General features: G+C 33.8%; 9 protein-coding genes. All 9 read left to right on the top strand.

Annotation, left to right across the window (positions count from 1 at the left end; translation table 11 throughout):
* The first annotated feature begins 195 nt into the window (after positions 1-195).
* Positions 196-786: a TetR/AcrR family transcriptional regulator gene (locus LPB88_RS16995; protein ID WP_230716835.1), complete on the top strand. Its 591-nt coding sequence runs from the start codon at positions 196-198 to the stop codon at positions 784-786.
* A 65-nt stretch (positions 787-851) separates the two neighbouring features.
* Entirely contained in the window at positions 852-1,301 is a 450-nt protein-coding gene (locus LPB88_RS16990) for a PaaI family thioesterase (protein WP_176427490.1), read from the top strand.
* Positions 1,302-1,445: 144 nt separating this feature from the next.
* Complete coding sequence (locus tag LPB88_RS16985; RefSeq protein WP_230716834.1) at positions 1,446-2,996, top strand: DHA2 family efflux MFS transporter permease subunit; 1,551 nt, start codon at positions 1,446-1,448, stop codon at positions 2,994-2,996.
* A 131-nt stretch (positions 2,997-3,127) separates the two neighbouring features.
* Positions 3,128-3,682, top strand: coding sequence for a GNAT family N-acetyltransferase (locus LPB88_RS16980; protein ID WP_230716833.1), 555 nt, complete (start codon positions 3,128-3,130; stop codon positions 3,680-3,682).
* Between the two features lie 427 nt (positions 3,683-4,109).
* Positions 4,110-5,672, top strand: coding sequence for a histidine kinase (locus LPB88_RS16975; protein ID WP_230716832.1), 1,563 nt, complete (start codon positions 4,110-4,112; stop codon positions 5,670-5,672).
* 105 nt (positions 5,673-5,777) lie between these two features.
* Complete coding sequence (locus LPB88_RS16970) at positions 5,778-8,378, top strand: zinc-dependent metalloprotease (RefSeq protein ID WP_230716831.1); 2,601 nt, start codon at positions 5,778-5,780, stop codon at positions 8,376-8,378.
* Between the two features lie 32 nt (positions 8,379-8,410).
* Positions 8,411-11,746, top strand: coding sequence for a SusC/RagA family TonB-linked outer membrane protein (locus tag LPB88_RS16965; RefSeq protein WP_230716830.1), 3,336 nt, complete (start codon positions 8,411-8,413; stop codon positions 11,744-11,746).
* 11 nt (positions 11,747-11,757) lie between these two features.
* Positions 11,758-13,077: a RagB/SusD family nutrient uptake outer membrane protein gene (locus tag LPB88_RS16960; protein WP_230716829.1), complete on the top strand. Its 1,320-nt coding sequence runs from the start codon at positions 11,758-11,760 to the stop codon at positions 13,075-13,077.
* 59 nt (positions 13,078-13,136) lie between these two features.
* Positions 13,137-13,895 (top strand): LytTR family DNA-binding domain-containing protein, encoded by a 759-nt coding sequence (locus LPB88_RS16955; RefSeq protein ID WP_230716828.1) that lies wholly within the window; start codon positions 13,137-13,139, stop codon positions 13,893-13,895.
* The last annotated feature ends 79 nt before the right edge of the window (positions 13,896-13,974 follow it).

The following is a 13,974-nucleotide window of genomic DNA, read 5'->3' as shown; positions in this document are numbered from 1 at the left end:
TCTTAACAGCCACAAAGAAAATGAGATTAGACTTTGCTATTTTGTGCCTTTGCAAGAGATTTATTCGTCATATTATTATAGCTTTTAACTTAATGATACATTGATTTTCTCGGCTATGTGTTTAAAATAATTCTCAAAAAATAAAAAACAATTATACCGATTGGTATATATTTGCATTGTTATATTTTGATTATCATGAGTAAAGCCGAAAGAACCAAGCAATTTATTATCGAACAGACTGCGCCTATCTTTAATATGAAAGGATACAGCGGCACGTCTATGAGTGATATTACAGAAGCGACCGGACTTACAAAAGGCAGTATTTATGGTAATTTTGAAAATAAAGATGAGGTTGCTCTTGCCGCATTTAAGTACAATGTGAAGAGATTGCAAGATGCTTTTACACAGGAAATCGAGAAACAAAATACCTTTAAAGACAAACTACTGGTTTATCCCCGACTCTACTCTAACTATCTGGATCTAAGAGTAACAAAAGGCGGATGTCCAATTTTAAATACCGCTACAGAAGCTGACGATACACATCCGATTCTTAGAAAAAACGTAGAAAAAATTATCCTTTTTTGGAAAAGAAAACTGATTCAATTCATAGAACAAGGCATTCTTTTGGGCGAGTTTAAAGCCAAAGAAATAAATCCGGAAAGAACAGCATTGACGATAATTGCCCTTATTGAAGGCGGCGTAATGATCTCAAAAATAACAGGAGATTTAAAAGATTTATCGACTGTAATGCTTTCCGTAAATAAGGTCATCGAAGACTTAGAATAAAACAACAACTATTTTTTTATTACAAAATATACCGATTGGTATAATAAATTAAAATCAAAACTAAAATGGAAACAATTTCAAGATTACAAGAACTCCAAAACCACATTGACAAAGAATTTACCGCTTCGCCATCGCCTTTTATGCTCTGGATGCGACCTGTTGTAATTGCAGCCGAAGAAGGAAGTGTAACTTTTAAATATCTAATTAGAGAAGAAATGTCAAACCCTATTAAAACATTGCACGGTGGCGTTACAGCAGCAATTGCAGACGATTGCATTGGTGCAACCATGTTTTCTTATAACGAAAACAGTTTTTATGTTACGATAAATCTTGTAGTTGATTATTTCGCTCCAGCGAAAGTTGGAGACACTATTTTTGCCAAAACAACTGTCATCAAAAAAGGAAAACAAATGGTCAATGCGCAATGCGAAATATGGAATGAAGATCAAACCAGATTAATTGCCAGAGCTTACACCAACCTACTTAAAACAGATCTTTCCAAAAGAAATTCTTAAGTCGGTATAATTAATCTCGCAAAGCACAAAGCTTAAACACAATATTGTCATTTCGAGGATTTCTCCTCCGTCGAAATGACAAAACCCTTGAGATAATACTTTTTTTTTAATCAAAAATATACCGATTGGTATAATTTAATAATTATGACACCTTTTCAACGAAAACTACTCATTTTTACCGTAATTCTGGCTGCAATTATGGAGCTTATTGATATTTCGATCGTCAATGTAGCCTTATACCACATGAGCGGAAACCTGGGCGCAACTCTCGAAGATACTTCGTGGGTAATTACCGCTTATGCAATCGCTAACGTAATCATCATTCCGATTACGAGTTTTTTAAGTGCCAATCTCGGAAGACGAAATTATTACATTGGCTCTGTAATTCTTTTTACATTTTGTTCTTTCATGTGCGGACATTCCTCTTCTATTTGGATGTTGGTATTTTTCAGATTTTTACAAGGAATTGGCGGAGGCGCACTTTTGTCCATATCGCAGGTGGTCGTATTTGAACTTTTTCCAAAAGAAAAACAATCAACCGCGGGTGCTTTATTTGGAGCAGGAATTTTTATTGGTCCAACAATTGGTCCAACTCTTGGCGGTTATATTACTGAAAACTATGATTGGCCGTGGATCTTTTTAATTAATATCCCGATAGGAATTCTGGTTGCTATTTCTTGTTACTTTCTCCTAAAAGAACCTCCTGTAAAACCCGAAAAAGCAAAAGTCGACTGGACCGGAATTGCACTTCTCGCAATTGGAGTTGGTTCTCTGCAAACTGTTCTCGAAAGAGGCGAAGTCGAAGATTGGTTCGAAACCCGATACATTATTGTTTTAACTGTTATTGCCGTGACCACTTTATGCCTCTTTATTTATTGGGAATTAAAAGTGGATAAACCCGTAGTGAATCTCAGGGTTCTTAAAAGTAAATCTCTTATTATAGCCGCAATTCTAACATTTGTAACCGGTTTCGGAATGTTTATTTCTATTTATCTGAGTCCCGTTGTTGTGCAGCGACTTTTAAATTTTTCGCCTTATCAAACGGGTTTGCTTTTGCTTCCCGGCGCTTTAATGGCATTGCTCGCCCTAAAAATATGTGGTACATTATTACAAAAAGGCGTATCTCCGGTTGCGATTATTGCTTTAGGCTTTGTGCTCTTTATTTATTTCAACTGGCGAATGTCCGGCATAACCTTAAACACCAGCGCAGCCGAAGTTTCAACGGCACTTATTTTTAGAGCGCTTGGTCTTGCTTTGCTTACGGTTCCTCTCACAATGCTAGCCGTTTCTTCACTTAAAGACAAAGATGTTGGTCAAGGTGCCGCTTTAAATAATATGATGCGTCAGCTTGGTGGTTCTTTTGGCGTATCGATTATAAACACTTATATCGCACATCGTTTTGCCGATCATCGAAACGTATTAATTTCAAATGTTACGCCAGATAATGTAAAAGCAATGGATAGAATTAATGCGTATATAAACTATTTTCAGCATAAAGGTTTTGCTTACAATGAAGCCAAAATAAAAGCATTAAAACTGATGGAAAATGTCATACTCAGACAATCGTCGTTATTAAGTTACAGAGATGCTTTTGTAATTGTTGGGTTATTTTTTGTGATCACATTGCCGCTGTTATTATTCGTAATGAACAAATCAAATAAAGTAAAACCTGGTGTTATAATTTCTGATCATTAAGCATTTTCCATTCTAATAAAATACAAAACCAACATCATGTTCAATTTCAAACATTATGTTAATTAGTGTTAGAAATTAGAACTAACGCTAAAAGTTGGCGTAATTTTGTAATTCATAAAAAATACAGATAAATGATTATTAGAAAAGCCACTCAAACCGATTCAGAATTTATTGCACCATGTTTGTTATTGGCAATGGAAGACATTATCTATAAATTTATTGGAAAGAAAGATTACGATAACGCCCGAGACTTTTTACTGTATTTTGTAGAAAAAGAAAACAATCAATACTCGTATCAGAATTGTTTTGTAGCCGAAGAAAACAATGAAATTATTAGCGTGGTAAATATTTACAACGGAGCTGATTTAATCACGTTGAGGTTACCAATTATCGAATATGTTCAGGCAAACTTTAATCCCGATTTTAATCCTGAAAACGAAACCCAAAGCGGAGAATTCTACATTGATTCTTTGGGCGTGAATCCAAACCATCAGGGAAAAGGCATCGGATCAAAACTACTGCAATTTTTGATTGAGGAATTTGTAACCAAGAATAATCAGACTTTAGGTTTATTGGTCGACGAAGAAAATCCGAATGCTAAAAAATTATACTTAAAACTAGGTTTCAAATCAGTTGCAACTAAAACTTTGGTTGGAAAAACGCTGGAACATCTTCAAATTGGTTAATTGTTTTTTTTGTTTCAGGTTTCAGGTTTCAGGTTTCAGGTTTCAGGTTTGAAATGAGAATAGAAACTCTTTATGATTTAACCGCAAAGAGCGCAAAGGTTATGTAAAGTTCGCAAAGTTTTAATACAAAGCTTTGCGAACTTTGCGTTTTCATAAAATCTTGCTTGGCAAAAAAACTTTGCGCTCTTTGCGATAAAAATCCACACAAGCCTGACACCCATTTCAAACTTGAAACCTGAAACCTTAAACAAAAATAGCCCTTTCTCCCCCTTAACAAGATTTTTACTAAATGCATCCACGAAATAAGTGCTAACTTTTTATAACTAAAACGGTATCAGTCAAAAAATTCTATATTTGCACTCGAAAAAAAAATAATACCACATTTCTGTAAGAGCTTTAAGGTGCCCTTACCTTTTAATACACATCCTTGAAATTTACATTTAAAAATACTTTTTCCGGTAGGAACTTCTTCATTTTAGGAATCATTTTCATTATTCTTACGCTGCTTTCTATTTATATATTAAGTGGTCTAATAACTCAAATCACCGAAAAAACGAATAGTGAAACTCAAAATCGCAGCGTTCTGAAAAAACAGGAAGTGATGGCAAAGGAGTTGTCGCATTTTCTTGAAACTAAAAATGAGCTAAAACGTATTGTTGAAATGAGCAATACCAAAAACTTATCTGATAATTTAAAAGTTTTAAGCTCAATTCATGCCAACGACAGTCTTGTCAAAAACAACTGGTTTCAGATTAATAATCAGAAAATAGAATTCACTACTTCTAAAAACAGTGAAAACTTAGAAACTTCTATAAAAGATTTTATTGCTAAAAACGGAACGCAAAACGAGTTTAATAGTATTGTTGAAGATCATCAGAATTTTTTCTGGCGTATTTATTATAAATATGTAGCCACAAATGGCACTATAATTCGATACGGATATGATATTGATTTGCAATCACTGCAAACTTACTTTTCGACGGTAGATCAAAAAGTGTCCAATTATGCTTTTGTGTTTGATAAAAAAGGAACGATCCTTTATCATCCAGAAATAAAATTACTGAAGAAGAATATTTTTAAAATCACCGACATGTCTGCTCACGATACCACTTTTACGGATATCGACAGCTTTAGCAAAAAAACCGCACTTTCAGAATATCTAGGTCTGGACATTGTACGATACACCAAACGATTGAACATAAAAGGAACAAATTGGTATTTGTGTGTCAATTTTCCTAAAAAGGTTTCAACCGAAGATGTAGATGCTGTAAAAAAATATGCTTCGCTAATTTACTTTATTACAACTGCACTCTTAATTGTGTTCTTTTATTTATTTACCATTTTCACGCGCAGAACTTTTAAGGAAAAAGAAATCTTATCACAAGAGAAAAACAAACTTCTTCTTGAAAATGAAAAGATAAATAAAGAAAAAGCATTAATCCAACTCCAACAATTAAAGGAGCAAATTAATCCGCACTTTTTATTTAATTCTTTGAATTCGCTTTATATGCTTATTGAAAGTAATACGGGAGTGGCGCGAAAATTCACCCTGAATCTTTCTAAAATTTACAGATACCTGATTAATCCGCCACTTAATAATATTGTGACGGTACAGGAAGAATTGCTTTTTATCGAAAAATATATCTTTCTTCAACAAACCCGATTTACTGAAGAATTTGTCTTTACGATTACTATCGAAGATGAAAGCATATTGGCTAAGAAAGTTCCCTATTTAGCTTTTCAAATTGCGGTTGAAAATGCCATAAAACACAATATCGCTTCTGATGAAAATCCGTTGAAAATAACCATTGCTATTAAAGAAAATGTTGTAATCATTACCAATAACTTAAACGAAAAGCAAAACTTTGGAAAGGAATCTAAGTTTGGTCATAAATACTTAGAAAGTATCTACAATTACTATTCTAAAAAGGACTTTAAAACCTTCAAAAAAGACGGAGATTTTACTTGCATTTTACCCTTAATTGGATAAAAAAAAACATTCACTCCCAAAAAAAAGCCACTCACTCCTTTTTGTTTTTTTTAACAAAGCCGACATTATATTTTTAGCATAAAATTAACCTAAAATTAACTTTAAATGGGGAAAAAGGCATTGTTGAGAACCCTAAAAATCATCTTAGTACTGGCGCTATTATTTAGTACCGGAACGATGGTTTCTCAAAAAAAGAATAAAAAGAACAAAGAAGATAAAACTGAAGAGGTTAAAGATTCAATTAAATCTCCAAAGGGGAAAAAATATAATGATCTTGTAAAACAAGGAATTTTCAAAAAAGGATTGTTCAATACGATTCAGGTAAAAACGGATCTTTATTTAGAAATAAATGATTCCCTTTTTCAAAGAGAATTTTTAGTGGTAAATAAAATTTCAAATGTTCCTTTACCAGTTAATGAAGCAGGATTAAATAGAGGAATGAATTACGAAAATAAAATCATCACCTTTCATAAAGATCTAGTTGCAAAAAAAGTTTGGGTAAAATCATCAGAACCTAAAGTTTCATCTCCGGCTCTCGATGCTATCACCGCTTCTGTAAACAGTAACTTTTCTGAATCTATTATAGAGGTCTTTGATATCGAAACAAAAAATAACGATTCGACTTCGATTGTTATTAAAGTAAATAAAGTCTTTGACGGAAAACAAAAAAGTTTCAATGATGTGTTAAGCAACATTGGTTTTGGCGGATCTGTAAAATCGGACTTATCGTATATCGAAAGTGTAAAAACTTTCCCTAAAAATATTGTGGTTAAATCCCAGCTTACCACTTCTGTAAGCGAGGGCGGTCCTGCTCTGTCTGTTACAATTGGGGTTACTTCTAATATTATATTATTGGACAAAGTGCCTATGCAACCTCGTTTTGCAGATAAACGTATTGGATATTTTTCAGAAAAACACTGGTACTTTAATGACAGCCAACATGCCGTTCTTGAAAAAGAATTAATCACGCGTTGGAGATTAGAACCTAAAAAAGAAGACATTGAAAAATACAAAAATGGCGAATTAGTAGAGCCTAAGAAGCCCATTGTTTACTACATCGATCCATCGACTCCTAAACAATGGCGCTCTTATATTATAGAAGGCGTTCGCGATTGGCAAGTGGCTTTTGAAAGAGCAGGTTTTAAAAATGCTGTAATCGCAAAAGAACCTACTGCAGATGATACTGATTTTGATATTGATGACGTACGTTACTCGGTTATCACTTATGTGGCTTCGCAAAAATCAAATGCTATGGGACCTGCAGTTGTAGATCCAAGAAGTGGAGAAATCATCGAATCTGATATTATCTGGTGGCATAATGTAATGACTTCATTACAAAGCTGGATGCGTATTCAGACCGGAGCAATTGACCCAAAAGCAAGAGGAAACAAATTTAGTGACGAACACATGGGTGAAGCTATTCGTTTTGTATCGTCTCACGAAGTTGGACATACTTTTGGTCTGAAACACAATATGGGAGCTTCTTTTGCCTATCCGGTAGAATCGTTAAGATCTGTAGCTTTTACGGCAAAAATGGGCGGAACTGCTCCGTCGATCATGGATTATGCGCGTTACAATTATATTGCTCAACCCGAAGATCATGTAGAAGCAATTACACCAAAAATTGGTGAATACGACAAATATGCTATCGAATGGGGTTACAAATGGTATGCAGATCAAACTGAAGAACATACAGAATTAAACAATCTGATTGCAAAACATCAAAATGATCCTCTTTATTTCTACGGTGAACAACAAGACAGAGAAAATACTATAGATCCCCGCTCACAATCTGAAGATTTAGGTGATGATGCTATGAAAGCCAGTGAATATGGTCTTAAGAATCTAAAAAGAGTGGTAAGCAATATTCTGGAATGGAGTTATGATAAAGACGAATCTTATTACCAAACCGGTAAACTTTACATAGGTGCTATTGGTCAATGGAATTTGTACAACTATCACGTATTAAACAATTTGGGTGGTATTTATTTGAATACAACTGTTCACGGTGATAATAAAGCAAGTTATGTTCCGGTTCCGGCTGCAATACAAAAAAGAGCTGTAGCGTATTTATTGAAAAACGCGATTGCGCTTCCGGAGTGGTTATTTTTTAATCCGATTTTGGATAAAACAAATCCACTGCAAGATTCGCCGCTAGGACCATTTGAATATACGCCTTATACATTGGCAAGAGAATTACAATACAGTGTTTTCTATAGTATGTTAAGCGATGATCGTTTATTGAGAATGACCGAAAACGAGTTGTTTCAACGTAATGGTACTAAGGAAAATATATTTACGGTTACCCAATTATTCCAGACACTACGTCAAAACATTTTTGCTTCAACCATACAAAATAAGTCACTTACGATCCTTGAACGTTTGACTCAAAAAAATTACGTAGATGTATTGATTGTTTCGACAAATAAACTTTTTGAAAAGACTGATGCTAAAAAAGGAATTCAGTTAAACGAAAATTTAAATATGCCGCAATTATGTGATTATCTAGATAATTCAAAAATGGCACGTAACATTAATCAGTCTTCTTTAAAAAGAGTTACAGAAGTTACTTCTGATAAAAAAGGCGAATTGAATCAGATTTTACAATTATTAAAATCTAAAAGAAGTATTGGAAATCAAGAAACCAAGAATCATTATTTCGATTTGATTCAACGTATTGAAAGAGCATTAAACAACACATTATAAAATTTTTAACCAAACTCCAAACACAAAACCTAATGAAAAATTTATTTTACATGCTGAGTTTCCTTCTTACCCTATCCGGGTATGCGCAGGAAAGGACAATTAAAGGGATCGTAGTTGATTCCAAAGACGGATTGCCGATACCGGGAGTTACTGTTTTTCTTGAGAACAGTTCCGTATCAAACAATACACAACAAAAAGGTGTAATTCACAGTGCGAGTCTAGGAACCGTAACTGATTTTGATGGTGCATTTGAATTTAGAATTAACAGCAACATCAAAAGTTTAAGAGTAACTTATATGGGGTACCAGCCTTATACGATTGATATCACTGCTCAGAATAATTACACTATTTCTTTAAAATCTGATGTAAGCGAATTGAAAGAGATTGTGGTAACAGGTTACCAAAAAATCGAGAAAAGAAAACTGACTTCAGCTATTGCAACAGTTGAGATGGCAGATATTCAACAAGCGGGTGTTGCCAGTTTAGATAAAATGTTAATTGGTCAGGTTGCGGGTGTTGCCGTAACACAACAAACAGGAGCTCCGGGAACAATCTCAAAAATCAGAATTCGTGGTACAGCATCACTTTCAGGTTCTGCAGATCCGTTATGGGTTTTAGACGGTTTGCCTCTTGAAGGAAATGATGTTCCTAAAAATTATGACAAAGACAATATTGATGTATTAACTAACTTTTCTATCGCAGGATTAAATCCTGACGATATCAAAGATATTACGATATTAAAAGATGCTGCTGCAACGGCTATTTACGGAGCAAGAGCTGCAAATGGAGTTATAGTTGTAACCACTAAAAAAGGAAAAAAAGGAAACATGAGAGTAGATTTTAATGTGAATACTTTCGCTACTCAAAAACCTAATTTTTCTAAATTAAACCTTTTAAACTCTTCTCAAAAAGTAGATTTAGAACTTTCGCTAGCTTCTAGAGAAGATTTGACTTACAGAGACACAAACGGAGAAATTTCCCGTATTCTTAACCAGGCTAATGAATTAGGAGCCTTTAGATCGGGAGGTTTTTCGTCTCTAAGTCCACAAACACAAAATTCTATCAACGCTTTAAGAAGCAACAATACAAATTGGGGTGATTTATTGTACCAAAGTGCTATAAATACTCAATACGGATTAAGCTTGTCAGGCGGTGGAGAAAAATCTGATTACTATTTCTCTTTAGGAGCTTTTAATGAAGAAGGAACTACTATTGGAACTGGTTTCAACAGATACAACCTTACTTTAAAAAACAACTTTGATATAACAGATAAATTCCATGTTGGTATCGGACTTTTTGGTACTCAAAGCGATACAGAATCTTATATTACAGATACAGATGCTTTTACAAATCCTGCAAACTACTCCAGAAATGCAAATCCATATTTGACTCCATACAATGCTGACGGAAGCTACAAATATGACAAAGACATTTATGGATATTCAGATCGTTATGTTCCTTTTAATATCTTAGAAGAAAGAGAAAACACTTCTTATGAATTAAAAACAAGATCTATAAAAGCAATACTTGATGCTGATTATGCTATTACAAAGGACTTAAAAGTAAGTTCACAAATAGGCTTACAGTTTGATAATAATTCATCTGAAAAGTATGCCGGTAAAGAAACTTATTTTACCAGAAAAGAAAGAGAAAAATCACGTGTATTCAAAAACGGTGTTCCTACTTATTTCCTTCCTGATGGCGGAATTATTCAAGATTCAAACACAGATTTTTTCCAATACAACTGGAAAACAATGGTAAACTATAGCACTACTCTTGGTCAAAAACATGAGATAGAAGTTATGGCCGGAAGTGAATTGAGAAAAAACCATAGTACTTCTGTTTCAACAAAAGGTTTTGGTTATGATCCGAAAACATTGACTACAGCTCAAATTATTTTCCCAAATGCAGATACTGCCGCTAATGCGAACTGGAGAACTTATTTGAAAAATGAAAACGAAAATGCATTTGCATCATTTTTTGCAACCGCATCTTATACCTATGACAGAAAATATACTTTCTTTGGAAGTGTGCGTTACGACGGTTCAGATTTATTTGGAGCAGATCCTAAATACAAATACTTGCCATTATGGGCTGCTTCTGGTTCTTGGTTAGTATCTCAGGAAAACTTCTTAAAAGACAGTAATGTGATTTCTAATTTAAGATTACGTGCTTCTTACGGTTTACAAGGAAATATTGACAAAAACACGTCACCTTATGTAGTTGGACAATATAAAACTGCTGTTATTTTACCAGGACAAACTGAGCCTACTATTGACGTAGCTTCTCCTCCAAATGATAAATTAAGATGGGAGAAAACAACCAATACTAACTTTGGTTTAGATCTAGGTTTATTCAATAACCGTGTGAGTATTGTAACTGATGTTTACGGAAGAAAAAGTACTGACTTAATTGGTTTACAATCTCTGCCTCTTGAAAACGGATTTGAATTTACAAACGCTAACTGGGCGCAGGTAACTAACAAAGGATATGAAATCGCTTTGTCTACGCAAAACATAAATCACCCAAATTTTAAATGGAGTACAACAATTAATTTCTCTCATAATAAAAGTAACGTAGATCGTATTCAAGTAAAATCTAACGAATTTTTACCATCCAGAGAAGGACTCCCGGTTAATGCAGTATTTGCATTAAAAACTGCAGGAATTGATGAAAATGGTTTCCCTTTATTTGTAAATAAAAAAGGAGAAACTGTAAACTCACAGACCTTTTTTGCCCTTTTTGACCCCTACGCAGATTTTTTACCGGGAGAACTTGCTGAAACATCTCTTAATCCAGATCAAATAAAAGAGTTGTTTACTTATGTTGGAGATTTAGATCCTAAATTTACTGGTGGTTTTACCAATACTTTTAAAGTACAAAATTTTGATCTTACAATTGCAGCTACTTTTAACATCGATCAAACTGTTGTTGAAAAACCAAATTATAACGGAGCAATTGTAGACCGTGGTCAAAATTATACTACTGATATCCTTAATGCATGGTCACCTACAAATACCAGTTCTAACCTACCTGGTATTACTAGTGCGACTTCCGGAACAGGAGATTCATGGATGGCTTATAAATTTTATAACAGAGGAACTCCAATCGATACTTACAAGTACTTGGATACATGGGTTCACGACATGAGTTTTATGCGTTTGAGCAGTGTTCGTTTTGGATATTCTTTACCTAAACAAGCACTTCAAAGCATCCACATGGAGAATGTTAGATTTAGTATCGAAGGAAGAAACTTATTTGTAATTAGTTCTGATTACAAAGGTTATTTTGACCCGGAAACTTTCGGAAATATCTATGCACAACCAATCCCAAGATCAATTTCTTTAGGATGTAACCTAACTTTTTAAACTGATTTAAAATGAAAAATATATTAAAATACGCATTCTTTTTTGTTGCAGCCTGCACTACAATAAGCTGTGACGACTATCTTGACGTAAAACCTGTTGGTAAAGTAATTCCGGAAACCTTAACTGATTTTAGAGCAGTATTAACCAAAGGATATTTCGTTTTTCCAAGACATAAATCACTTGCTTCCGTAAGAGGAGACGAAGTGTTACTAGATGAGTCTGGTGGTGATTTTTCATACTATAGAGATGCTTACCTCTGGAATGATTCGAATCCTGACCGAGCTACTTTTACTTATCCTTATGCAGCTTTGTACAACACTATTTTCTATACGAATGTTGTTATCAACGATGCCAGTAAAAAATTGGATGCTTCACCAGAAAAAGACCAATTACTAGGAGAAGCTTATGCATTAAGAGCTTATACTTATTTTGATTTGATTAACTTGTTTGGAAAACCTTATAATGCTGCAACAGCTGCAACAGACAGAGGTGTGCCATTGGCTTTAGAAATAGATTTAGAGCAAGTTTATACTCCTCAAAGTGTAGCGGTAATTTACCAACAAATTCTTGCTGATAAAGAAGAAGCTAAAAAATTGCTAAACTTAAACACTCAAACAAAAGGAATCAATTATCGTTTCTCTAAAGCGGCACTTTATGCTTTTGAATCTCGTATTTTCCTATATCAAAAAGAATGGGCAAAAGCAATCGAAGCTGCTGATAAAGCAATGACGTACAAAAACACTTTAACCGACTTAAACGCTACAGCTGTTTTACCTAATTATTATGATGGTGTAGAATCTATAATGGCATTAGACGATACTTTTCATAATGATATAAAAGGAGCGACAAATGCTGCACCAACGTTAACAGATGCTTATGATAAAACAAATGATTTACGTTTTGCTTTGTACTTTCAAGCAAGCGGAAGTGATTTCAGGTTTAAAAAAGGTGGAGAAATTAGCCAAAAATGTTCTTTTAGAACCGCTGAATTATATTTGACAAAAGCAGAAGCTTCGGCACAATTAAATGATCTTGCAACAGCGAGAACAACAGTTCTGACTTTTATCAAAAACAGATACAATACAACTGGCTATATTACATTGAGTATAACTGTTGATGCAATGACACAAGCAGAGCTTCTTGATTTTATTGCTCAGGAAAGACAACGCGAGTTTGCTATCGAAGGTCACCGTTGGTTTGATTTAAGAAGAACTTCTCAAAAACAAATCATACATACTATAGATGGAAAAGACTATACATTGATCGAAAATGATCCACGTTATACGATACCATTTCCTAAAGATGCACGATTAAACAATCCTGAATTGTAAATGAATTAGCTCCGTTTTTAACGGAGCTTTTTTTTTAACTTTGCCCAAAAACAAACCAAATGAAAATTGTCGTTATTGAAGACGAACATCTTGCTTCAAGCTATCTGAAATCAATTCTGGAACAACAAACTATAATTTCTATCAGCGAAATTTCGGTGCTGAAATCTGTAAAAGACGCCGTTGCTTTTTTTAAAGTAAATACAGTAGATCTTGCTTTTATGGATATCCATTTGGGAGACGGAAAAAGTCTGGACATTTTTGAGCAGACTCTTGTTTCATGTCCTGTTATTTTTATCACCGCTTATGATTCTTATGCGGTAAAAGTTTTTAAACATTTCACGATCGATTATCTTCTAAAACCTTATGAAGAAGAAGAATTATTGGAGGCTTTAATCAAATATAAAAACATAAAAGAAACCTTTAATACCAGCTTAATAGTTGAATCGCTTGTAGAAATTGAAAACCAAAACAACATTCAACATCACTTTTTGGTAAATCACAGAGACAAACTCATTTCTATAAATGACACGGCGATTACTTATTTTTTTGCCACAGGAAAACATCTGTTTATCCATACCAATTCAGGCAACAGTTATTTGTACAATAGTAATCTAAAGGATTTAATCAATAAACTTGATCCCGTTCTATTCTTTAAAGTGAATCGGAAATATATTATCAACCGTCATCACATTCAGGAAATCATTAAACATTCGAGTCAAAAAATCGAATTGCTTTTAAATGTTTCTATTCCGGATAGCGAACCTATTATTTTGAGCAAAAAAGAAATTAATAATTTTAAAAACTGGCTGGATTCCTAAACAGAAGAAAGCAACTTATAAATTGTACTGTCGTAATCTTAACGAGATTTATATTTCCAAAAAAAAAGCACTCTTATAG

Source organism: Flavobacterium sp. JAS, assembly GCF_020991455.1.
Taxonomy (GTDB): domain Bacteria; phylum Bacteroidota; class Bacteroidia; order Flavobacteriales; family Flavobacteriaceae; genus Flavobacterium.
Note: the sequence above shows the minus strand (reverse complement) of the source record. Positions and strands in the feature narration are given on the sequence as shown.

Excerpts from the sequence above, each read along its gene's own strand:
- LPB88_RS16960 (WP_230716829.1), top strand. The coding sequence starts at position 11,758 with ATGAAAAATATATTAAAATACGCATTCTTTTTTGTTGCAGCCTGCACT.
- LPB88_RS16965 (WP_230716830.1), top strand. The coding sequence starts at position 8,411 with ATGAAAAATTTATTTTACATGCTGAGTTTCCTTCTTACCCTATCCGGG.
- LPB88_RS16985 (WP_230716834.1), top strand. The coding sequence starts at position 1,446 with ATGACACCTTTTCAACGAAAACTACTCATTTTTACCGTAATTCTGGCT.
- LPB88_RS16970 (WP_230716831.1), top strand. The coding sequence starts at position 5,778 with ATGGGGAAAAAGGCATTGTTGAGAACCCTAAAAATCATCTTAGTACTG.
- LPB88_RS16955 (WP_230716828.1), top strand. The coding sequence starts at position 13,137 with ATGAAAATTGTCGTTATTGAAGACGAACATCTTGCTTCAAGCTATCTG.
- LPB88_RS16995 (WP_230716835.1), top strand. The coding sequence starts at position 196 with ATGAGTAAAGCCGAAAGAACCAAGCAATTTATTATCGAACAGACTGCG.
- LPB88_RS16980 (WP_230716833.1), top strand. The coding sequence starts at position 3,128 with ATGATTATTAGAAAAGCCACTCAAACCGATTCAGAATTTATTGCACCA.
- LPB88_RS16990 (WP_176427490.1), top strand. The coding sequence starts at position 852 with ATGGAAACAATTTCAAGATTACAAGAACTCCAAAACCACATTGACAAA.